Here is a 23,316-nt window from a genome sequence, read left to right on the forward strand (position 1 = left end):
CGCCAAGTCCTGTCAGCGGTCGAGCCCTCCGAACCCCGCCACCGTGCGGGGCTCGCAAAGCCTTCCCAATCCATGAGGACGGGCTCATCGGACCGCCATGTCACGAGTGACGGCGGTCCCTCAGCACATTCCTCATTGACCGGCGCCGTGCGCGCCTGCCGGCTCCGCTTCGCCGCCGCGCATCGTGTCGCGGTCAAGGTCGAGCGGGTCGGCGGGTTCACCGGATACCGCGTCGAGCGGCCCCTGCGCCAGCCTGGTCACCTCGGGGGGGACCGGCGGCGCGAAGTCGGCCACAAGGCGCAGGCCCGTGAGCACGTCGTCGGGTCGAACGGCAGGCGTCATGTGCCGAACAACCATGCGCAGTATGACACACGACTGTCCGGGCACCTGAGCTGCAGTTCCTTCTGAAGCCAGTGTCAGCACCGCCTCGCGGGCGTCGAAACGCCGCATCCCCTTCTTGGTGAGGCGTTCGACCTCGACGGTGCCGGCGGCGAGGAACTTCTCCACCGCCATGCGCGCGAGCTCGGCGTCGGCGCCTGGCAGCCTCAGCTCCCATGCCGATCCCTCCAGCCGGTCGGCGAGCGCTCCCGAACGCGCCTCGACGACGTCGATCACGTCGAGGCCGGGAGGGAGCGAGGCGTCGAGCTGCGCGCGGATCCTGTCGGGATCGCACGGCTCGGTCAGACCGAGCTCGAGATATTCGGCCTCGCTGGCGACACCGGTCGGCGCCGCCCCCGCGTAGGAGATCTTCGGATGGGGAGAGAAACCCGCGCTGAAAGCGACCGGAATGCCGGCACGGCGGACCGCCCTCTCGACGGCCCGCGAGATGTCGCGGTGGCTGGTGAAGCGCAGGCGACCGCGCTTGGCGTAGCGCACGCGTACGCGCTGCACCGTCGGCGCGGGCGGAGGCCCCTCGGGAACAGGCTTCAGAGCGTCGTCTTCCTTCCCGTGTCAGAGTTTCTTGGTTCCAGGATAAGGCCGTGTCTATACCACAGTAAGCGGCAGCAGTTTCTTACCTGTGGGACCGATCTGGATCTCGGTGCCCATCGTGGGGCAGACACCGCAGTCGTAGCACGGAGTCCACCGGCAGTCCTCGACCTCCGTCTCGTTGACGGCGTCCTTCCAGTCCTGCCAGAGCCACTCGCGGTCGAGACCCGCGTCGAGGTGGTCCCACGGAAGGACCTCGTTCTCCTCGCGCTCGCGCGTGGTGTACCAGTCGACCCCGACCCCGGTCTTCTCGGCCGCCGCCATCCAGCGTTCGTAGGAGAAGTGCTCGCTCCAGCCGTCGAAACGGCCGCCGTCCTCCCAGACCGCCCTGATGACCGCGCCGACCCTGCGGTCGCCGCGCGAGAGCAGGCCTTCCACGATCGAGGGCTTGCCGTCGTGGTAACGGTAGCCGATGGCCTTGCCGTACTCCCTGTCACCACGCAGTGACTCGCGCAGCGCCCTGAGCCGCCGGTCGACGGTCTCGTGGTCGGCCTGCGCGGCCCACTGGAACGGGGTGTGCGGCTTGGGCACGAACCCGCCGATGGAGACCGTGCAGCGGATGTCGCGCGAACCCGTCGCCTCCCTGCCGGCCTTGATGACCTTCTTGGCCAGGTCGGCGATGCCCATCACGTCTTCGTCGCGCTCGGTGGGCAGGCCGCACATGAAGTAGAGCTTCACCTGCCGCCAGCCCTGGCTGTAGGCCGTGGTGACGGTGCGGATCAGGTCTTCCTCGGTGACCATCTTGTTGATCACCTTGCGCATGCGCTCGGAGCCGCCCTCAGGAGCGAAGGTCAGGCCGGAGCGGCGGCCGTTGCGCGAGAACTCGTTGGCCAGATCGATGTTGAAGGCGTCGACCCTGGTCGAAGGCAGCGAGAGCGAGGTGTTCGTGCCCTCGTAGCGATCGGCCAGGCCCTTGGCGACCGCGCCGATCTCGGAGTGGTCGGCCGACGACAGCGACAGCAGCCCGACCTCGTTGAAGCCCGACTCGCGGATGCCGTTCTCGACCATCGCGCCGATCGTGGTGATCGACCGCTCGCGGACCGGGCGGGTGATCATGCCGGCCTGGCAGAACCTGCAGCCGCGGGTGCAGCCCCTGAAGATCTCGACGCTGAAGCGCTCGTGGACCGTCTCGGCCAGCGGGACCAGCGGCTTCTTCGGGTACGGCCACTCGTCGAGGTCCATGACGGTGTGCTTGTGCACCCGCCACGGCACGTTGGGCCTGTTGGGCGCGACACGCTTGATGCGCCCGTCGGGGTGGTACTCGACGTCGTAGAACTTGGGCACATAGACCCCGCCGGACTCGGCCAGCCGCATGAGCAGCTCGTCGCGCCCTCCTGGGCTGCCCTCGGACTTCCACTCGCGGACGACCTCGCTGATGGCGATGGCGATCTGCTCGCCGTCGCCGAGCACGGCCGCGTCGAGGAAGTCGGCGATCGGCTCGGGGTTGAAGGCGGCGTGCCCGCCGGCCAGCACGATCGGGTCGTCGTCACCGCGGTCGACGGCGGCGAGCGGGATGCCCGCCAGGTCGAGCGCGGTCAGCATGTTGGTGTAGCCCAGCTCGGTGGAGAACGAGACGCCGAGCACGTCGAAGGCGCGCACGGGGCGGTGGCCGTCCACGGTGAACTGCGGCACGCCCTCGGCGCGCATGAGCGCCTCGAGGTCGGGCCAGACCGAGTACGTACGCTCGGCCAGCGTGTCGGGCAGCTCGTTGAGGATCTCGTAGAGAATCGCCACGCCCTGGTTGGGCAGGCCCACCTCGTAGGCGTCGGGGTACATGAGCGCCCAGCGCACGGAGGCGTCGTCCCAGTCCTTCACCGTCGAGTTGAGCTCACCCCCGACGTACTGGATCGGCTTCTGCACCTTGGGCAGCAGCGCTTCCAGGCGTGGGAACAGTGACTCGACAGACATAGCACCAAGGGTAGTCGGTGTCAGAAGGACTGTTCCCTGATCCGGATCGCCTGGAGGAACCCGACGGCTATCAGGTTGGCGAAGGTGGAGGTGCCGCCGTAGGAGACGAACGGCAGCGGCAGGCCGGTGATCGGCATGATTCCGACCGTCATCCCGATGTTCACGAACGACTGGAAGCCCAGCCAGCACACGATCGAGCCCGCCACCAGCGTGCCGAATCGGTCGTCGCACTGCTTGGCGATGTGCAGCCCGCGCAGCAGCACCACGCCCAGCAGGACCACCACCGTGACCGAGCCGAGGAAGCCGAACTCCTCGCCCGCCACCGTGAAGATGAAGTCGGTGTGCTGCTCGGGCACGAACCTGCCGGTCGTCTGCCCGCCCTCGAACAGCCCCTTGCCGAACAGCTCGCCCGAGCCGATCGCGATCAGCGACTGGGTGCTGTTGTAGCCCACCCCACGCGGGTCGACGCCGGGGTCGATGAAGGCGGTGAACCGGGCCACCTGGTACGGCTCCAGCAGATCGAGCAGCCACACCGCCACCGCCGCCACCACCACGGAGAAGGCCAGCAGCAGGATCCACCGCTTCTGCACGCCCCCGAGGATCAGCGCACCCGCGATGATCACCGCGAGCACCAGCGTGGTGCCGAGGTCGGGCTGGAGCATGACCAGGCCCATCGCCACCACCGCTGACAGCAGCGACAGCACCACGTCGAGCGCGCGCGGCCTGTCGCTGCCCTCGGCGGGCTGGGCCAGCAGCATCGCCAGCATCAGCACCAGGCCCAGCTTGGCGAACTCCGACGGCTGGATCGCGAACCCGCCACCCAGCATGATCCACGAGTGCGACCCGTTGACCGTCGTGCCGACCGGGGTGACGACCAGCACCAGCCCGATCAGCGTCACCAGATAGACCACGGGCGCGTAGGCCCGCAGCAGCCGGTGGTCGACCATCGTCACCAGCCCGCACAGGACCGCGCCGATCGCCAGGTTGAGCATGTGCTTCTTGACCAGCCCCGTGGAGCCGGACGCCCAGGTGCGGGTCGAGGACCACACCAGCAGCGTGCCGATCACGCACAACGCGGCGACCGCCACCAGCAGCACCCAGTCGATGCGCCACATGTTCGACTGCGCGCCCACCGCGCGGGCGAAGGGATGACGGCGCTCCAGGAGCGTGCGGTCCATCATCGCGCCACCGTGCCGTCGCTCCTGATGGTCGGCAGCTTGGTGTCGGGGATCGCGGGAGGCTGCCCCTTGAGGCCGTAGATGCCCTCGTAGATCTCCCGTACGGCGGGCGCCGCCGTGGAACCGCCCATGCCGCCCTGCGAGACCATGACCACGATCACGAACCGCGGCTTGGAGGTCGGGGCGAACGAGGCGAACCAGGAGGTGTCGGCCTTGCCCCACACCTCGGCCGTGCCGGTCTTGCCGCCGACCTTCACCTTGTCCATCGGGAAGCCCGCGAACGCGCCCGCCGCGGTGCCGTCCGAGGCCACCTGGCTGAGGGCGTTCTTGATGTAGGCCCGCTCGCTCGGGCTCAGCGGCAGCTTGCCCCTGACGGGGACGTCGATGCGCTTGACCACCTGGCCGCCCGGCCGTACCAGCGCCCATCCGATCCTGGGGCTGCGCAGTTTGCCGTCGCTGACCAGCGCCGCGTAGGCGGAGGCCAGCTGCAGCGGTGTGACCAGCACGTCGCCCTGCCCGATGGAGAAGTTGGCCGCGTCACCGGGACGCAGCAGGTACCCCTCCAGGCAGTTCTCGTGGGCCAGCTGCTTGAGGAAGGCCGCTCGCGACCTGTCGGTGACCTCCGGGTAGCCGGTGCGCGCCCTGCGGCAGTTGTCGGCGCTCGTGGCCGCCCACAGATTCTTCTTCCACGTGCGGTCGGGGATACGCCCCGCCGACTCGCCCGGCAGGTCGATGCCCGTCGGACGGCCGAACCCGAAGGCCCTCGCCATGTTGGCGAAGCGCTCCTTCGGCGGCTTCTTGGGCCGCAGTCCGCCGTCCTTGATCCACTGCTCGTAGGCCGCCTTGTAGAAGATCGTGTCGCACGACTTCACCAGCGCCGTGTGCAGCGTCAGTGAGCCGAGGCCGATGCCGCGGAAGTTGTTGAACGCCCTGCTGCCCACCATGAACGAGCCGGGACAGCCGTACGTGCCGTTGATCGGGTAGCCCGCGCGCAGCATCGCCGAGACCGACGACACCTTGAACGTCGAGCCCGGAGCGAACTCCCCCTTGATGGCCCGCGAGACCAGCGGCTTGCCCGCGCGCTCCGACAGCAGGCGCTGGTACTCCTTCTCCGAGATGCCGCCCGTCCAGATCGCAGGGTCGTAGCCCGGCGCGCTGGCCAGCGCCACCACCCTGCCGGTGCGGGCGTCGAGCACGACGCCCGCCGCGCCGTCGGCCTTCGGGGCCTTCTTCATCGCCCCGTCCACGGCCTTCTCCACGATGTTCTGCACCCGCGCGTCGACGCTGGTGATGAGCGTGTCGCCGGGAATGGGCGCCACCTGCTTCTCCACGCCGAGCGCCTTGCCCATCCTGTCGACCTGCACCCGCCGCAGGCCTGGCGTCCCGCGCAGGTAGTGGTCGTAGATCGCCTCTACGCCGTCCCTGCCGACCAGGTCGACGCCGGAGAACCCGGCCTTCAGCCCCTCGCGCTTGTCCAGCTCGTCCTGGGTGACCGGCTGCAGGTAGCCGAGCATCTGCGCGCCCGCCTTCCCTCCCGGATACTCCCGTACGGCCTGCACCTCGGCGGTCACGCCGGGGAACTCCTCCTGACGCTCGAGGATCTGCAGCGCCTCGCGCGTGGTGGCCTTCAGGTCGATCGGGATCGGCTGGTACGGCGAGCCTGGCCAGCACGGCCTTGTCACCTTCGGCCCGCACGGCGTGATGCGGCGCTCCAGCAGCTTGACCGGGCTGCCGAGCACCTCGGACAGCCGCTTGAGCACGGTCGCGCCGCCGTCCTTCATCCTGATGAGCTCGGTCCTGTCGACCGACACCACCAACGCCGTCCTGTTGCGCACCAGCGGCCGCCCCGACGCGTCGAGGATCTGCCCCCGCACGGCCGGCACGACGACGGCCCTGGTCCTGGTCTCCGTGGCGGCGTGGACGAACTCGTCGCCGCGCAGAATCTGGACCTGCCACAGCCGTACGGCCAGCACCACGAGCATCGTCAGCACCAGCACGTGGAGCACGACGAGTCGGGTGCGCATGCGGATCACGCCGGGATCACCCGCGCTCGGTCGCCTGCCACCAGCCAGACCACCACGGGGGCCATCAGCAATGAGTAGACCGCGGTCACCGGCAGCGACAGCGCCAGGGACGCGCTCGCCACGCGAGGGTCGGCGATCAGCCCCGCCACGGCCGCGGCCAGCAGCGGCGCCGCCAGCACGCACAGCACGACGGTCCAGACCGGCCCTCCGACGCCGCGTCCCGCCAGGTAGCCGACCACGGTGTAGACGAAGGCGTACTGCCCGAGCATGTGCGCGGTCGGCGGCGCCAGGTCGACCAGGATCCCCGTGCCGAACCCGATCACCGCGCCCGCGGCCGGCCCTCTGGCCAGCGCCACGCCGACCACGACGAGCAGCACCAGATCGGGCACGCCGCCCGCCGGGAGCGACAGCCTGTTGACGATGGTGAGCTGGAGCAGCAGGGCGGCGACCACCGCTATCGCGGCGATCACCGCTGACCGTCCCTGATGGGCAGTACCGCGTCGCGCGGGTCGCGCTTGGGCGCGGCCACCACGACACCCACCACGTCGAGCCCGCTGAGGTTGGCGAAGGGGCGCGCGTAGGCGATGCGTGTCAGCTCCCCCGGCGTCGCCTCCACCTGCTCGATCACCCCGATCGGCACCCCCGGCACGTACGGCACGCCGCGCTGGGAACCGAAGCTGACGATGCGCGTGCCCGGGGTGAGCTGCGCGGTCGAGTCGAGCAGCCGGAAACGCACCAGCCTGCCGTACTCGCCCACGCCGTTGATGACGCCGATCTCGTTGCCGCCCTCGAGGCGCGCGCCCGCCGAGGAGGCGGGGTCGCTCAGCAGCACCACGGTCGAGGTCCGCGCCGTGGCCTGCACGACCCTGCCGACCAGCCCGTCGGCGTTGACGACCGTCATCTCGGGCCGCACGCCGTCGTCGGTGCCCGCGTCGATCTCGACCGCGTCCTCGAAGCCGGGATGGCCCCTGCGGGCGATCACGCTGGCGGTGACGACCGTGAAGCCGCCGCGCTGCGAGGTGCCGATCAGCCGGCGCAGCTCGGCCGAACGGGCCTTGTCGAGGGCCGAGGCCGCCAGGTCGGCGCGGAGCCTGGCGTTCTGCCCCTCGAGCTCCTCGATCCTGCCCTGGGCGCTGGTGGAGTTCGCGACGGCGCTGACGAACTCCCCCACCGGCCGCGTGATGCCGGTGACGACCTGCTCGGCCGTGCCGAACAGCGAGGCGCCGACCCCGCGCGCGGGGCCAAGCGGCGAACTCACGCCCGTGCGGTGATCGATGGTCAGGACGACCAGTGCCGCGGTGAGCAGCAGACCGAGAATGAGCCGGGCCCGGCGCGTGTCCCTCATGTCAGTGACGCGGTTCCGGGACGAGCACGGAGCTGAGATCCTCGAACTCCTCCACGCACTTGCCCGAGCCGAGCGCGACCGAGTCGAGCGGGTTCTCCACCATGTGCACCGGCATGCCCGTCTCGTCTCTCAACCGCTCGTCCAGCCCCTTGAGCAGCGCGCCGCCGCCCGTCAGGGCGATGCCGCGGTCCATGAGGTCGCCCGACAGCTCGGGCGGGCACTTGTCGAGCGTGGTCTTCACCGCGTCGACGATGGAGTTGACCTGCTCCTCGATCGCCTTCCTGATCTCCCCCGCCGACACCACGATCGTCTTGGGCAGCCCGCTCACCAGGTCGCGCCCGCGGATCTCGGCGTGGAGCTCGTCGTGAGAGGGACGGGCCGAGCCGATCGCCATCTTGATCTCCTCGGCGGTGCGCTCGCCGAGCATCAGGGAGTGCTCCTTCTTGGCGAAGGTGATCACCGCCTGGTCGAGCTCGTCGCCGCCGACCCTGATCGACTGGCTGGTCACCACGCCGCCCATCGAGATGATCGCCACCTCGGTGGTGCCGCCGCCGATGTCGACGACCATGTTGCCGGTCGGCTCGTGCACGGGCAGTCCCGCGCCGATCGCGGCGGCCATGGGCTCCTCGACGATGTAGACCTTGCGCGCGCCGGCCTGGTAGCCGGCCTCCTTCACCGCCCGCTGCTCGACACCGGTGATGCCACTGGGCACGGCGATGATGATGCGCGGCTTGGCGAAGTGCCGGCGCTTGTGGACGCGCTGGATGAAATAGCGCAACATCCGTTCTGTCACGTCGAAGTCGGCGATCACTCCGTCTTTGAGTGGTCGTACGGCGACGATGTTGCCTGGCGTGCGGCCGATCATCCGCTTGGCCTCGATCCCCACCGCCACGATCTTGCCCGTGGTGGTGTTGATCGCGACGACGGACGGCTCGTTGAGCACGATTCCGCGGCCACGCACGTATACCAACGTGTTGGCGGTGCCAAGGTCGACCGCCATGTCACGGCCGAGAAAGGCGAGCTTGCTGCCCATGGGGAACGAGCCTTCCGTAACGTCGTCCGCTAATAATTACGGATCGCATTCGAATCGTAACGTGACGTACCCACCTGGGAGAGCAATGACCGCTGACGGCCCACAAAAAACTCCCCGCCTCTTGGCCACCACCCGTTTGCCCACATAGCCCACTTCGGCAACGGCACCACCCCATCGCCTGCGGGGAAGGTCATCCAGGTGCCACCGACCGTAATGTCACCCCAAACCCCGCCCAGATCTCTCCCACGCCCGCCGGAGATCACTTTTCCCGAATCCGACTGAGGGAAAGTGCGCCCGACAACCCCACCGCCGTCGGGAACCACCGCGCCCCGTTCCCCCGAACCGGGCGCCTTCCCCTACGCTCTGAGCCCCGCTCTCCCCAACCCGGAGCCTTCCCCGCGGGCCCGGCCTGGTCCGTAGCGGCGCCCGGCCTGCGGGTCTCGAGGAGCGTCCCCTGGGCAGAGCCCGGCCGGTGAGCACGGGGGCGCTTGGCTGTGCTTGCCGTACGAAAAACAAAAACGCCGACCCGCACCAAGCGGGCCGGCGTTCAGAGGGACCTCTAGAAGCGGTCCGGGAAGAAGATCTTGATCTCACGGGCAGCGGACTCAGGCGAGTCGGACCCGTGGACGACGTTCTCGCCGATCTCCAGCGCGTGGTCGCCGCGGATCGTGCCGGGAGCCGACTTCACCGGGTCGGTCAGGCCGGCCAGCGAACGGAAGGCCTCGATCGCGCGCGGGCCCTCGACCACCAGTGCCACCAGCGGCGCGGAGGTGATGAACTCCACCAGCTCGCCGAAGAACGGCCGCTCGGCGTGCTCGGCGTAGTGGGCCTTGGCGGTCTCGGCGTCGAGGTGGCGCAGCTCCATGGCCGCGATCTTGAGGCCCTTGCGCTCGATACGAGCGATCACGTCACCGATGAGACCGCGCTTCACCCCGTCGGGCTTGATCAGGACAAGAGTGCGCTCGGACACTGGTGGTTCTCCTTTGAACTGGATGTCTTGGTCGCGAAATGCGGCGAACGCGCGAAGCTTACCGCCCCCACACGAATTCCCCGTGCTCGACGGCGCTCACCTAGTCGGGCTCGGAGTCTTCGGGTGACTGCGTGGGCGGCGGGACGACCGGTGTCGAACCTGGTACTTCACCCGGCCGCTCAGGCTCGTCGCCGCCGGTCGAGCCCCCACCCTCCGAGGAACCGTCCGCGGAGCCCCCGCCGCCGGAGGATCCGTCTTCCGAACCCCTGCGGGCCGAGGAACCGCCCGTCGAACCCCCGCCGGCCGGGGAGCCGTCCGTCGAACCCATGCCGGCCGAGGAGCCGTCCGTCGAACCCCCGCCGGCCGAGGAACCGTCGGGTGAGGTGCCGTCCGGGACGCCGTCGCGTGGGACGGCGTCCCTGGAGCTGCCCTCGCCCGACGTCGTGCCGCCGGAGGGGCGCTCCCCGGAGGCCGCCGAAGAGTGAGCCGCCCCGGCCGACGGCCTGACGCGCGCGGCGGGCACGCGGGGGATCTCTCCCGTGGGAGCGTCCTTCTCCTCGTCCACAGCCGATCCGTCCCCCGGCCCGCCGGACAGGGCGCCGACAGGATCATCCGCCTCGTCGGCCCTGCCGCCGGAGCCCGCGGCTCCTGGCCGCTCCAGGTCGTTGCGTTGATCGGCGCCCGTGGCGTCCACCGTCGGCAACGTGTCGTACGGCCTGCGCCCTGCCGTCTCCGTCTGCCCGGACACCACCAGCACGTCGGACGCCGCGGCGGGCGGCACCGGCTTCTCAGGCGTCTCCGAGACCGTGCCGCCGGCAGGCTCCGGAGCGCCGGAGCGCCGCACCGCGGTGCGCCGTCCGAGCAGCGCCGCCAGCATGATGACCGCCACCACCAGGAACCCAGCGATGAGCACCCACAGGTGGAGCGCGCCCACGAACCTGTCGACCAGCTGCTGTGGTGACGTCGGCCTGCCCAGCAGCACCATCTGCACGCCTGTGCCGAGCAGGTACCCGGCCAGCACGCCGGGGAAGCACAGCGACAGCCCGTAGAGCGCGGCGCCTGGCCCCGTCATGCGCAGCGCGGCGGTCAGCGCCACCGCCGCGCCCACGGCCAGCAGCACGAACGGCACGATCAGTGTGAGGCCCTCGCTGGCCGGGACCATCACCCGCACCGCGCACAACCCCAGCACGACCGTGACGAGCCCGGCCCCTGAGAGCTTCTGCATCGAGGCCCTGTCGAGCAGCCCGACGACCAGCGCCGCCACCGCCCCCGCCACCGCGCAGACGAGGAACGGCAGCCACAGGCCCTTGAGCCCAGGACCGCCCACCCCGCCCAGCTCCATGTACGTGACCTGAGCGGCCGTCGGCAGCACGACCACGCCGACGGCGAGCATCGCGTAGGACAACGTGCGCCCTGCGGGTCCCTCGAACGTGCCCATCGAGGCCAGCGTCAACAGCGCCGCGATCGAGAACAGCGCCGCCAGGATGACCAGCGGAGGCGGCCACCCGAACGTGGTGCCGATGGCCAGCACGGCCAGCCCCGCGGCGGGCACGGCGGTCAACGTCAGCTTGCTGCGCTCGAGAGCCCGGGGCCCCGGCGTGCTCATGGCGCCCGTCGCCACGCTGAGCGCGAGGTAGATCGCGGCCAGCGCGAGCGCGACCCCGGTCAGCATCGGGTACGGCTGCAGCGTGATCCGCCAGTCGCGCGCGTTGTCGAGCGGCAGCAGCGCCAGCGCCTGAGCGGCGAGGAGGCTGACCGCCAGCATGCCCGTCCACAGCGCCCGCAGCAGCGGCGCCCGTTCCCAGGCCGCCATCAGCAGCGCGGGGATCAGCAGGCCGGCGCCCACCCCGTGGACGACTCGCAGCACGCCCACGACGAGCGCGGAGCCCGCGAACCCGCCCGCCGCGTCGGCCGCCGCCAGCACGGCCAGGCCGACGAGCAGGATGGGCGCCGCCTTCATGCGCTGCACCAGCACCGCGGCGAGCGGCACTGTGAGCATCATCGCGGGCAGGGCGAGCCCGTGTGCCCTGATGAGGCCGAGCTTGTCCATGTCGGCGGGCAGCAGCCCGGCGACGAGCGAGACGGTGTTGGGGATCGCGAGGATCGCCAGGGGCAGCGCCGCGACGATCAGCAGCCCGAGTATGAGGTCAAGCAGCCAGGAGTACCTGGTGCCTGTGAGGGGTCCGGCGAGGCCGACGGCCTGGGACCGCTCGATGGGGGGGACGGCCATGTTCGCCGACTTTAGCGGGAAGTCACGCCTTCGACACGGCGAGCGACGAATATCGCCGTGATCCACAGCGCCGCGAAGATCGCCCCGAGGAAGAACATCATGGGCACGAGGAAGCCCGTGGCGATGGCCAGCACCTGCACCAGGCTGCCGACCACGTACCCGGAGGGCCGCTTGAGCAGCCCCGCGGCGACCACGCAGAGCACGGCCAGCCCGATGCCCACAGTGACGGCCACGGGCACGGCAACGCCCTGGATCCTGATGGCCACCGGGGTGATCAGCGCCACCACGATCGCCTGCATGCCGAGGACGCTCGCGCCCAGCCGCCGCATGCCGGGGGTCACCTCGAAGTTCATGGCCTGTCCACCTTCAGCAGCAGGCGCGCGTCGCCCGCGGTGACCACGGAGCCGGTGATGAGCACGCCGGTGCCGCTGAACTCGCCGGCCGCGTCGGCGATGCCGATGCCCCTGTCGATGGCGTCGTCGAGCCGTTCGACCACGTGGACGCGGTCCTCGCCGAACATGCCCACGGCCAGCTCGGCCAGTTCCTCCAGGGGCATCGAGCGGGGCGAGGAGTTACGGGTGACGACGATCTCCTCCAGTATCGGCTCCAGGAGCTCGAGGAGCGCGCTGACGTCCTTGTCCGCCATGACCGCCACGACGCCGATCACCTTGGCGAAGTCGAAGGACTCGTGCAGGCCGTCGAGCGTGGCCTCCATGCCTCCGGGGTTGTGGGCGGCGTCGATGATGACCGTGGGACTCGTGCGGACCACTTCCAGCCGTCCGGGCGAGGACGCCTGGGCGAAGGCCTGCCGCACGAGCTCGACGTCGAGCGGGTCGTCACCCCCTGTGAGGGCCTCCACGGCCGCCAGGGCGCACACGGCGTTGCTCGCCTGGTGCGCGCCGTACAGGGGGAGGTAGACGTCCTCGTAGACGCCCTTGAGGCCGCGCAGGGTGAGCAGCTGCCCGCCGAGCGCCACCTCCCGGCTCAGCACACCGAACTCGAGCCCCTCGCGCGCCACGACGGCGCCCACCTCGACCGCCCTGCGCATGAGCACCTCGGCGGCCTCCAGGTCCTGCTGGGCGAAGATCGTGGTGGAGCCCGCCTTGATGATGCCCGCCTTCTCCCCCGCGATGGAGGGGATGTCGGGCCCGAGCCTGTCGGTGTGGTCCAGCGAGATCGGCGTGATGATGGAGACGGCAGACTCCACCACGTTGGTGGCGTCCCAGCTGCCGCCCATCCCCGTCTCGATCACCGCGACGTCGACCGGTGTGTCCGCGAAGGCGGCGTACGCCATGGCCGTCAGCAACTCGAAGAACTGGATGCGCCGGCCCTGGGTGTCGGTCAGCTCGACGTACGGGGCGATCTCCTCGTACACCTCCGCGAACCGCTCCTCGCTCAACGGCTCGCCGTCGACCACGATGCGCTCGCGCATCGAGATCAGGTGCGGGCTCGTGAACCGCCCGACCCGCAGGTTGCGCTCCCTGAGCAGCACCTCGGTCAGCCGCGCCGTGCTGGTCTTGCCGTTCGTTCCCGCGATGTGCACGACGGGGTAGGCCTGTTGCGGGGAGCCGAGCAGGTCCAGAAGGGCCACGATTCTGTCCAGCGTCGGCTCGAAGTCCCACTCGACGCCGCGTTCCAAGATGGCCCGCTCGACCGCACGATAATCCACCTGACAAGCCTATCCGCTCGTACCGCCCGCCCTTCCCCCGCCCGCACCGCGTGCGCCACCCGGCCTTCCCCACGCCCCGCGCTCGCACGGTCTGGGTGCAGCGCGGAGAGACGCGAGCAGACGGAAAGAGCGCACGCATCCGAAGCCCGCCCGGACAACAGAAGAGACCTCGGAAATGCAGAAAGGGCCCCACCCAACGGGTGAAGCCCTTCCATACAAAGATTGCGCGGCGGCGACCTACTCTCCCACACCCTCCCGAGTGCAGTACCATCGGCGCTGCAGAGCTTAACTTCCGGGTTCGGAATGTAACCGGGTGTTTCCTCTACGCTATAACCGCCGCAACCCTACGAGACCATTTGTTGTCTCAGAATTGCCTAGTGGACGCGAGCAAAAAGCTTTGTGGTCAAGTCCTCGGCCTATTAGTACCGGTCAGCTCCACACGTTACCGTGCTTCCACCTCCGGCCTATCAACCCGGTCGTCTACCGGGAGCCTTACCCACACAACGTGGTGGGAGACCTCATCTCAAGGCGAGCTTCCCGCTTAGATGCTTTCAGCGGTTATCCCTTCCGAACGTAGCCAACCAGCCGTGCACCTGGCGGTACAACTGGCACACCAGAGGTTCGTCCGTCCCGGTCCTCTCGTACTAGGGACAGCCCCTTTCAAGTCTCCTGCGCGCGCAGCGGATAGGGACCGAACTGTCTCGCGACGTTCTAAACCCAGCTCGCGTACCGCTTTAATGGGCGAACAGCCCAACCCTTGGGACCTACTCCAGCCCCAGGATGCGACGAGCCGACATCGAGGTGCCAAACCATCCCGTCGATATGGACTCTTGGGGAAGATCAGCCTGTTATCCCCGGGGTACCTTTTAGCCGTTGAGCGACGGCGCTTCCACATGCCACCGCCGGATCACTAGTCCCAGCTTTCGCTCCTGCTCGACCCGTCAGTCTCACAGTCAAGCTCCCTTGTGCACTTACACTCAACACCTGATTGCCAACCAGGCTGAGGGAACCTTTGGGCGCCTCCGTTACTCTTTAGGAGGCAACCGCCCCAGTTAAACTACCCACCAGACACTGTCCCCGATCCGGATCACGGACCAGAGTTAGACGTTCAAAACGACCAGAGTGGTATTTCACCAATGACTCCACCCGAACTAGCGTCCGAGCTTCACAGTCTCCCACCTATCCTACACAAGACGTTCCAAACGCCAATGTCAAGCTGTAGTGAAGGTCCCGGGGTCTTTCCGTCCTGCTGCGCGTAACGAGCATCTTTACTCGTAGTGCAATTTCGCCGGGTCTGCGGTTGAGACAGCGGGGAAGTCGTTACGCCATTCGTGCAGGTCGGAACTTACCCGACAAGGAATTTCGCTACCTTAGGATGGTTATAGTTACCACCGCCGTTTACCGGCGCTTAAGTTCTCACCTTCGCTGTGTTGCCACAGCTAAGCGGTCCCCTTAACGTTCCGGCACCGGGCAGGCGTCAGTCCGTATACATCGTCTTACGACTTCGCACGGACCTGTGTTTTTAGTAAACAGTCGCTTCCCCCTGGCCACTGCGACCCCCACCAGCTCAGAAAGCTAGTTTCGTCACCAGCAGAGGTCCCCCTTCTCCCGAAGTTACGGGGGCAATTTGCCGAGTTCCTTAACCACAGTTCACCCGATCGCCTTGGTATTCTCTACCTGACCACCTGAGTCGGTTTAGGGTACGGGCCGCCACAACACTCGCTAGAGGCTTTTCTCGGCAGCATAGGATCATCCACTTCGCCACAATCGGCTCGGCATCACATCTCAGGATCAATGCGTCGCGGATTTGCCTACGACACTCCCTACATGCTTACCCCAGGAACAACCATCGCCTGGGTTGGACTACCTTCCTGCGTCACCCCATCGCTTACCTACTACCCGATCGGATCGAGCGTTCAGCCTCACCACTTGTCCCGAAGGACGCTGCGGGGCTTAAGGACTCTTAGCATCACGAGGTTCGATATGGGCGTGTTAAAGCGGGTACGGGAATATCAACCCGTTGTCCATCGACTACGCCTGTCGGCCTCGCCTTAGGTCCCGACTTACCCTGGGCGGATTAGCCTGGCCCAGGAACCCTTGGTCATTCGGCGGCAGGGTTTCTCACCCTGCATTCGCTACTCATGCCTGCATTCTCACTCGCACAGCCTCCACAACTAGATCACTCTGCTGCTTCGCCGGCTGCACGACGCTCCCCTACCCATCAACAAGAACAAGTTCTCATCAATGCCACGACTTCGGCGGTGTACTTGAGCCCCGCTACATTGTCGGCGCGGAATCACTTGACCAGTGAGCTATTACGCACTCTTTCAAGGGTGGCTGCTTCTAAGCCAACCTCCTGGTTGTCTCTGCGACTCCACATCCTTTCCCACTTAGCACACGCTTAGGGGCCTTAGTCGGTGATCTGGGCTGTTTCCCTCTCGACTACGGAGCTTATCCCCCGCAGTCTCACTGCCACGCTCTCACTTACCGGCATTCGGAGTTTGGCTGACGTCAGTAACCTTGTCGGGCCCATCGGCCATCCAGTGCTCTACCTCCGGCAAGAAACACGTGACGCTGCACCTAAATGCATTTCGGGGAGAACCAGCTATCACGGAGTTTGATTGGCCTTTCACCCCTACACACAGGTCATCCCCCAGGTTTTCAACCCTGGTGGGTTCGGTCCTCCACGAGGTCTTACCCTCGCTTCAACCTGCCCATGCGTAGATCACTCCGCTTCGGGTCTACAGCATGCGACTCAAACGCCCTATTCAGACTCGCTTTCGCTACGGCTCCCCCACACGGGTTAACCTCGCCACACACCATAACTCGCAGGCTCATTCTTCAAAAGGCACGCAGTCACATCACAGCTGAGCAAGCCCAGCTAAGCTCCTACGGCTTGTAGGCACACGGTTTCAGGTACTATTTCACGACCCCTCACCGGGGCACTTTTCACCTTTCCCTCACGGTACTAGTGCACTATCGGTCATCAGGGAGTATTTAGGCTTACCAGGTGGTCCTGGCAGATTCACACAGGATTTCTCGGGCCCCGTGCTACTTGGGATCCCCTCAAACAGTCGACAAGGTTTCGCCTACCCGGCTCTCACGGTCTACGGCAGCCCTTCCCAGAGCTTTCAACTACCCCATCGATTTCTCACTGTTTGTGGTCTCGGCAGAAACCACCAGAGGGTCCCACGACCCCGAACATGCAACGCCTGCCGGCTATCACACATGCCCGGTTTAGCCTCATCCGCTTTCGCTCACCACTACTCACGGAATCACTGTTGTTTTCTCTTCCTACGGGTACTGAGATGTTTCACTTCCCCGCGTTACCACCAACCGCCCTATACATTCAGGCGGAGGCAACACCACATGACTGGTGCTAGGTTTCCCCATTCGGACATCCCCGGATCAACGTCTGGTTGGCGACTCCCCGAGGCTTAACGCAGCCTCCCACGTCCTTCATCGGCTCCTGATGCCAAGGCATCCACCGTGTGCCCTAAAAAACTTGGCCACAAAGATGCTCGCGTCCACTATGCAAATCTCAAACAACAAACAGCAACCACATCCCGACCCGGCAAAAACCCGATCGTTCAATGATCCTGTATGAGGCGGAACAGACGGATCAGGCCACCATGCGAAACCCGCAGCGGGTGGCCTCTACGATCCGGTCCGTTTCCTCAGGACCCAACAGTGTGTCCAACCAGTCCAAGCCCCCTCACGGCCGTTCCCACTCCCTCCGAAGAAGGCGGTACTAACCCGCAGGCAACCAAACCTGGTTGAGTAGCCAGTGCTCCACTAATGAGCTGCCGAGCATCAGACGTTCGCTGATGACCTCGACGTAGACCGATCAAAGATCAGTCGGTGCTCCTTAGAAAGGAGGTGATCCAGCCGCACCTTCCGGTACGGCTACCTTGTTACGACTTCGTCCCAATCGCCAGCCCCACCTTCGACCGCTCCCCCCAGCAAGCTGGTTGGGCCACGGGCTTCGGGTGTTGCCGACTTTCGTGACGTGACGGGCGGTGTGTACAAGGCCCGGGAACGTATTCACCGCAGCGTTGCTGATCTGCGATTACTAGCGACTCCGACTTCATGGGGTCGAGTTGCAGACCCCAATCCGAACTGAGACCGGCTTTTAGGGATTCGCTCCACCTCACGGTATCGCAACCCTCTGTACCGGCCATTGTAGCATGTTTGCAGCCCAAGACATAAGGGGCATGATGACTTGACGTCATCCCCACCTTCCTCCGAGTTGACCCCGGCAGTCCCCCATGAGTCCCCAGCACGCCGAAGCGCCTGCTGGCAACATGGAGCAAGGGTTGCGCTCGTTGCGGGACTTAACCCAACATCTCACGACACGAGCTGACGACAGCCATGCACCACCTGTCACCCAGTCCGAAGAGGGCCACATCTCTGCAGCTTTCCGGGCGATGTCAAGCCTTGGTAAGGTTCTTCGCGTTGCGTCGAATTAAGCAACATGCTCCGCCGCTTGTGCGGGCCCCCGTCAATTCCTTTGAGTTTTAGCCTTGCGGCCGTACTCCCCAGGCGGGGCGCTTAATGCGTTAGCTCCGGCACGGAGATCGTGGAAGATCCCCACACCTAGCGCCCAACGTTTACAGCGTGGACTACCAGGGTATCTAATCCTGTTCGCTCCCCACGCTTTCGCTCCTCAGCGTCAGGTAAGGCCCAGAGAACCGCCTTCGCCACCGGTGTTCCTCCTGATATCTGCGCATTTCACCGCTACACCAGGAATTCCGTTCTCCCCTACCTACCTCTAGCCAGCCCGTATCCACCGCAGACCCGCAGTTAAGCTGCGAGCTTTCACGGCAGACGCGACAAGCCACCTACGAGCTCTTTACGCCCAATAATTCCGGACAACGCTTGCGCCCTACGTATTACCGCGGCTGCTGGCACGTAGTTAGCCGGCGCTTCTTCTGCAGGTACACGTCAACTTCGTCCCTGCTGAAAGAGGTTTACAACCCGAAGGCCGTCATCCCCCACGCGGCGTCGCTGCGTCAGGCTTTCGCCCATTGCGCAATATTCCCCACTGCTGCCTCCCGTAGGAGTCTGGGCCGTGTCTCAGTCCCAGTGTGGCCGGTCGCCCTCTCAGGCCGGCTACCCGTCGTCGCCTTGGTAGGCCACTACCCCACCAACAAGCTGATAGGCCGCGAGCCCATCCCCAACCGAAAAACTTTCCACCACCACCCGATGCCGGGGGCGGTCGTATCCGGTATTAGACCCAGTTTCCCGGGCTTATCCCAGAGTCAGGGGCAGGTTGCTCACGTGTTACTCACCCGTTCGCCGCTCGAGTACCCCGAAGGGCCTTTCCGCTCGACTTGCATGTGTTAAGCACGCCGCCAGCGTTCGTCCTGAGCCAGGATCAAACTCTCCAAACAATGTTTGAGAATTTCTCCCGGCTGAAACATGAATGTTCCAACCAAAGGAATCCGTCCAATGGACGGGGTTGTGCATCATGCACTGGCTTTTAACACACTGTTGAGTTCTCAAGAAACGGACGCATTCACCGTCACCTGCCCGGTGGCACTCGCTTCGTTATGTCTCAATCTTAGCAGATCACCCGATTTGGTGTCAAATCGGTCAAACCTAGCTAAAATTTCGACGCCCCCGTCTCCGGGGCAACCCTCTTAACTTACTCCAGCATTCGGTCCTTGTCCAATCACGTGGACACGGCCCGAAGATCGGGAGTGAGTCAGTGGATGTTCAGAGCCTAGCAGCCCCTCTGCGGGCTTCGTCCCGAAGCCGCTGTGGATCGCTGCCCTGCGTTGAAAACTGTAGCAGCAGCCCGCGCCCACGAGACCCAACTTCGGTAACGAATGGGTCTTCCCCCGGTGCGCGTTCCTCAAACACACCGAAGGCCCGAAGTCGTGAGACGACTCCGGGCCTTCGAGGGTCCTGTGGGTCGTCAGCCCGCCGGCAGCGCCGCCAGCTGCCCCTCGAGGCGGGCGATGTCGGCGGCGGAGGACTCGGCCCTGGCCCTGACCTTCGCCACCACGTCGTCAGGCGCCTTGGCCATGAACTGCTCGTTGCCGAGCTTCGCCGCCACCTGGGCGGCGTCCTTGCGCGCCACGGCCAGGTCCTTCTCCAGCCGCTTGCGCTCGGCGGCGACGTCGATGGTGCCCGCCGTGTCGAGCTGCACGGTCACCCCCGCGACCACCAGCGAAGCCGTCGCCGCGAAAGTCTCCGACGGCTCCTGCAGCCGCAGCAGCGACCTGATCGCCGCCTCGTGCTCCGCGAGCGCCGTACCCGACAAGGAGAGCCTGGCCGCCACCTTCTGACCCGGCTTGAGCCCCTGGTCGGAGCGGAAGCGACGGATCTCGGTCACCAGCTCCTGCATCGCGAGGATCTCCGCCTCCGCTGCGGGGTCGGCGTAGCGGGCGTCGGCCACCGGCCAGGTGGACACCACGACGGACTCGCCGCCGGTCACCGCGCGCCAGAGCTCCTCGGTGACGAAGGGCACCAGCGGATGCAGCAGCCGCAGCAGGGCGTCGAACACGTGGCCGAGCACCAGGCGGGTGCCGTCGAGCCCCTGCGAGAGCTGGACCTTGGCCAGCTCGAGGTACCAGTCGCAGACCTCGTCCCACGCGAAGTGGTAGAGCAGGTCGGAGGCCTTGGCGAACTCGAACTCCTCGAACGCCGCGTCGGTTTCGCCGATGACCGTCTGGAGCCGCGAGAGGATCCAGCGGTCGGCCGCCGTCAGCGACTCGGGCAGCTCTCCGACCGCCGCGCCGTTCATCAGCGCGAAGCGGGTGGCGTTCCAGATCTTGTTGCAGAAGTTGCGCGAGCCGGCCGCCCAGTCCTCGCTGACCGCGACGTCGGAGCCGGGGTTGGCGCCGCGCAGCAGCGTGAAGCGGGTGGCGTCGGCCCCGTAGCGCTCGATCCAGTCGAGCGGGTCGACCACGTTGCCGAACGACTTCGACATCTTCTTGCCGAACTGGTCGCGGACCATGCCGTGCAGGGCGACCGTGCGGAACGGCGGCTGGCCGTCCATGGCGTACAGACCGAACATCATCATCCTGGCGACCCAGAAGAAGAGGATGTCGTAGCCGGTCACCAGCACGGAGGTCGGGTAGAAGCGCGCCAGCTCCGGCGTCTTCTCCGGCCAGCCCAGGGTCGAGAACGGCCACAGCCCCGAGGAGAACCAGGTGTCGAGCACGTCGGGGTCCTGGACGTAGCCCTCGGGCGCCGACTCGTCGGGGCCGAGGCACACGACCTCGCCCGCAGGGCCGTACCAGACCGGGATCCTGTGCCCCCACCACAGCTGGCGCGAGATGCACCAGTCGTGCATGTCGTCGACCCAGTCGAAGTAGCGCTTGGCCAGCTCCGGCGGGTGGATGCGGGTGCGGCCGTCGCGGACGGCGTCGCCCGCGGCCTTGGCCAGCGGCGAGACGTTGACGAACCACTGCAGCGAGAGCCTCGGTTCGACGACGGTCTTGCAGCGCGAGCAGTGGCCGACGGCGTGCAGGTAGGGGCGCTTCTCCGCGACGATCAGCCCCTGCTGGCGCAGCGCGGCGACCACGGCGGGCCTGGCCTCGAACCTGTCGAGCCCCTGGAAGGGGCCGTGCGTGGTGATGACGCCGCGCTCGTCCATGACGGTCAGCGACGGCAGCGAGTGTCGTCGGCCGATCTCGAAGTCGTTGGGGTCGTGCGCGGGGGTCACCTTCACGCAGCCGGTGCCGAAGGCGGGGTCGACGTGCTCGTCGGCGACGATCGGGATCCTGCGCCCGGTCAGCGGCAGCTCGACCGTGGTGCCGATCAGGTGGGCGTAGCGTTCGTCGCTCGGGTGGACGGCCACGGCGGTGTCGCCGAGCATCGTCTCGGGGCGCGTGGTGGCGACCACGATCTCGTCGGAGTAGCGGATCGAGACGAGCTCGCCCTCGTCCTCGCTGTGCTCGACCTCGATGTCGGACAGCGCGGTGAGGCAGCGGGGGCACCAGTTGATGATGCGCTCGGCGCGGTAGATCAGCCCGTCGTCGAAGAGCCGCTTGAAGATGGTCTGGACGGCACGTGAGAGCCCCTCGTCCATGGTGAAGCGCTCGCGCGACCAGTCGACGCCGTCGCCCAGCCGCCTCATCTGACCGAGGATCCTGCCGCCCGACTCGTCCTTCCACTGCCAGACGCGTTCGATGAACGCCTCGCGGCCGAGGTCGTGGCGGGACAGGCCCTCCTTGCCGAGCTCGCGCTCCACGACGTTCTGCGTGGCGATGCCGGCGTGGTCCATGCCGGGCAGCCAGAGCGTCTCCATGCCCCTCATGCGGGCCCTGCGGCTGAGCGCGTCCTGGATGGAGTGGTCGAGCGCGTGGCCGATGTGGAGCACGCCCGTCACGTTGGGCGGGGGCAGCACGAGGGAGTACGGCTCACGCCCGCTGCCCGGGTCCGCGCCGAAGTATCCGCCTGATACCCATCGCTCGTAGCTCTGGGTCTCGACGTCGGCGGGTGTGTACTGGGTAGGCAGCTCTGGCGTTGTCACGCGGTCAAGTTTAGGGACCTCGGGCGACTTCCGTGGAATCGTCGCCCGCAAGTCAGACGGCGAGGCCCCCGGAGCGGACTCCGGGGGCCTCGCCGTGTGAAGCGTGGTTCAGGCAGACTTCTCGCGCGGTGTGCGCTGCTGCTTGGCCGCCAGCTGGTCGCGCGGGACCAGCGTGGGGATCGCGTGCTCCAGCACGGAGTCGCGCGTGATGACGACGCGGGCGACGTCCTCCCTGGAGGGCACCTCGTACATCACCGACAGGAGCACCTCCTCCAGGATGGCCCGCAGGCCTCTGGCGCCCGTGCCGCGCAGGATCGCCTGGTCGGCGATGGCCTCGAGCGCGTCGTCGGTGAACTCCAGCTCCACCCCGTCGAGCTCGAACAGCTTGCGGTACTGCTTGACCAGGGCGTTGCGGGGCTCGGTGAGGATCTGGATGAGCGCCTCGCGGTTGAGGTTGTGCACCGAGGTGATGATCGGCAGACGCCCGACGAACTCGGGGATCATGCCGAACTTGAGCAGGTCTTCGGGCATCACGTCGCCGAAGATGTCGGAGGAGTCGATCTCCTCCTTCGAGCGGATGATGGCGTTGAAGCCGATGCCCTTCTTACCGATGCGCGACTCGATGATCTTCTCGAGGCCGGCGAACGCGCCACCGCAGATGAACAGCACGTTGGTGGTGTCGATCTGGATGAACTCCTGGTGCGGGTGCTTGCGCCCGCCCTGCGGCGGCACCGAGGCCGTCGTGCCTTCCAGGATCTTCAGCAGCGCCTGCTGGACGCCTTCGCCCGAGACGTCGCGGGTGATCGACGGGTTCTCGCTCTTGCGAGCGATCTTGTCGACCTCGTCGATGTAGATGATGCCGGTCTCGGCCTTCTTGACGTCGTAGTCAGCGGCCTGGATCAGCTTGAGAAGAATGTTCTCGACGTCCTCGCCGACGTAGCCGGCCTCGGTGAGCGCCGTCGCGTCGGCGATGGCGAAGGGAACGTTGAGCATTTTGGCCAGCGTCTGCGCCAGCAGCGTCTTGCCGGATCCCGTGGGACCGAGCAGCAGGATGTTGGACTTGCCCAGTTCGAGGCCGTCATCCCTGCCACGGTCGCCCGACTGCACCCGCTTGTAGTGGTTGTAGACCGCCACCGAGAGTGCCTTCTTGGCCGCGTCCTGGCCGATCACGTAGGCGTCGAGGAACTCGTAGATCTCCCTCGGCTTCGGCAGGTTGTCCCACTTGAGCTCGGAGGACTCTGAGAGCTCCTCTTCGATGATCTCGTTGCAGAGATCGATGCACTCATCGCAGATGTAGACGCCGGGACCGGCGATGAGCTTCTTGACTTGCTTCTGGCTCTTCCCGCAGAAAGAGCACTTCAGCAGGTCTCCCCCGTCGCCGATGCGTGCCACCCCAGATACTCCTTTGCGTGGGACCGCCCTGCTCCCGCGATCCGTATCCTCCGGACCCGGTCCGAACCGCTCAGGTTTCGACGTTACCGTCTTCT

At 66.7% G+C, this 23,316-nt stretch carries 13 protein-coding genes and 3 rRNA genes; all 16 read right to left on the bottom strand.

The features are described from left to right. Window positions 1-132: 132 nt before the first annotated feature. The 16 genes from ABFX55_RS23640 to clpX all read right to left on the bottom strand — a co-directional run bounded on the left by ABFX55_RS23640 (window position 133) and on the right by clpX (window position 23,221). Window positions 133-891, bottom strand: coding sequence for a TIGR03936 family radical SAM-associated protein (locus tag ABFX55_RS23640; protein ID WP_346124368.1), 759 nt, complete (start codon window positions 889-891; stop codon window positions 133-135). Between the two features lie 93 nt (window positions 892-984). Then, on the bottom strand, window positions 985-2,895 hold the full coding sequence (locus tag ABFX55_RS23645; protein ID WP_346124370.1) for a TIGR03960 family B12-binding radical SAM protein: 1,911 nt from the start codon (window positions 2,893-2,895) through the stop codon (window positions 985-987). 20 nt (window positions 2,896-2,915) lie between these two features. After that, window positions 2,916-4,076, bottom strand: coding sequence for a rod shape-determining protein RodA (rodA, locus tag ABFX55_RS23650; RefSeq protein ID WP_346124371.1), 1,161 nt, complete (start codon window positions 4,074-4,076; stop codon window positions 2,916-2,918). Continuing rightward, complete coding sequence (gene mrdA / locus ABFX55_RS23655; RefSeq protein ID WP_346124373.1) at window positions 4,073-6,097, bottom strand: penicillin-binding protein 2; 2,025 nt, start codon at window positions 6,095-6,097, stop codon at window positions 4,073-4,075. Before mrdA ends, rodA begins: the two co-directional genes overlap by 4 nt. A 5-nt stretch (window positions 6,098-6,102) precedes the next feature. Then, on the bottom strand, window positions 6,103-6,567 hold the full coding sequence (mreD, locus tag ABFX55_RS23660) for a rod shape-determining protein MreD (protein ID WP_183647458.1): 465 nt from the start codon (window positions 6,565-6,567) through the stop codon (window positions 6,103-6,105). Then, entirely contained in the window at window positions 6,564-7,442 is an 879-nt protein-coding gene (gene mreC / locus ABFX55_RS23665; protein ID WP_346124375.1) for a rod shape-determining protein MreC, read from the bottom strand. The genes mreD and mreC overlap by 4 nt, the downstream gene beginning before the upstream one ends. 1 nt (window position 7,443) lies before the next feature. After that, a complete protein-coding gene (locus ABFX55_RS23670; protein WP_346124377.1) occupies window positions 7,444-8,475 on the bottom strand; it encodes a rod shape-determining protein in 1,032 nt (343 codons plus the stop codon). A gap of 559 nt (window positions 8,476-9,034) precedes the next feature. Beyond that, entirely contained in the window at window positions 9,035-9,445 is a 411-nt protein-coding gene (gene ndk, locus ABFX55_RS23675) for a nucleoside-diphosphate kinase (protein ID WP_346124379.1), read from the bottom strand. A 100-nt stretch (window positions 9,446-9,545) separates the two neighbouring features. Continuing rightward, window positions 9,546-11,675, bottom strand: a complete 2,130-nt coding sequence (locus ABFX55_RS23680; RefSeq protein WP_346124381.1) for a hypothetical protein — start codon at window positions 11,673-11,675, stop codon at window positions 9,546-9,548. An 11-nt stretch (window positions 11,676-11,686) separates the two neighbouring features. Next, on the bottom strand, window positions 11,687-12,028 hold the full coding sequence (locus ABFX55_RS23685; protein ID WP_346124383.1) for a DUF4233 domain-containing protein: 342 nt from the start codon (window positions 12,026-12,028) through the stop codon (window positions 11,687-11,689). Next, a complete protein-coding gene (locus tag ABFX55_RS23690; protein ID WP_346124385.1) occupies window positions 12,025-13,344 on the bottom strand; it encodes a bifunctional folylpolyglutamate synthase/dihydrofolate synthase in 1,320 nt (439 codons plus the stop codon). The genes ABFX55_RS23685 and ABFX55_RS23690 overlap by 4 nt, the downstream gene beginning before the upstream one ends. Before the next feature lie 224 nt (window positions 13,345-13,568). Then, window positions 13,569-13,685, bottom strand: a 5S ribosomal RNA gene (gene rrf, locus ABFX55_RS23695). Between the two features lie 58 nt (window positions 13,686-13,743). After that, window positions 13,744-16,855 (bottom strand): 23S ribosomal RNA (locus ABFX55_RS23700). 361 nt (window positions 16,856-17,216) lie between these two features. Beyond that, window positions 17,217-18,737, bottom strand: a 16S ribosomal RNA gene (locus ABFX55_RS23705). Together the 16S, 23S and 5S rRNA genes form the textbook arrangement of a ribosomal RNA operon. A gap of 527 nt (window positions 18,738-19,264) precedes the next feature. Continuing rightward, the gene (locus ABFX55_RS23710) at window positions 19,265-21,829 is read right to left on the bottom strand and encodes a valine--tRNA ligase (RefSeq protein ID WP_346124387.1); all 2,565 of its coding nucleotides are present in this window, start codon (window positions 21,827-21,829) and stop codon (window positions 19,265-19,267) included. Window positions 21,830-21,937: 108 nt separating this feature from the next. Beyond that, window positions 21,938-23,221, bottom strand: a complete 1,284-nt coding sequence (gene clpX / locus ABFX55_RS23715; RefSeq protein ID WP_183647477.1) for an ATP-dependent Clp protease ATP-binding subunit ClpX — start codon at window positions 23,219-23,221, stop codon at window positions 21,938-21,940. Window positions 23,222-23,316: the final 95 nt, after the last annotated feature.

Source organism: Nonomuraea roseola, from assembly GCF_039535395.1.
GTDB lineage: Bacteria > Actinomycetota > Actinomycetes > Streptosporangiales > Streptosporangiaceae > Nonomuraea > Nonomuraea roseola.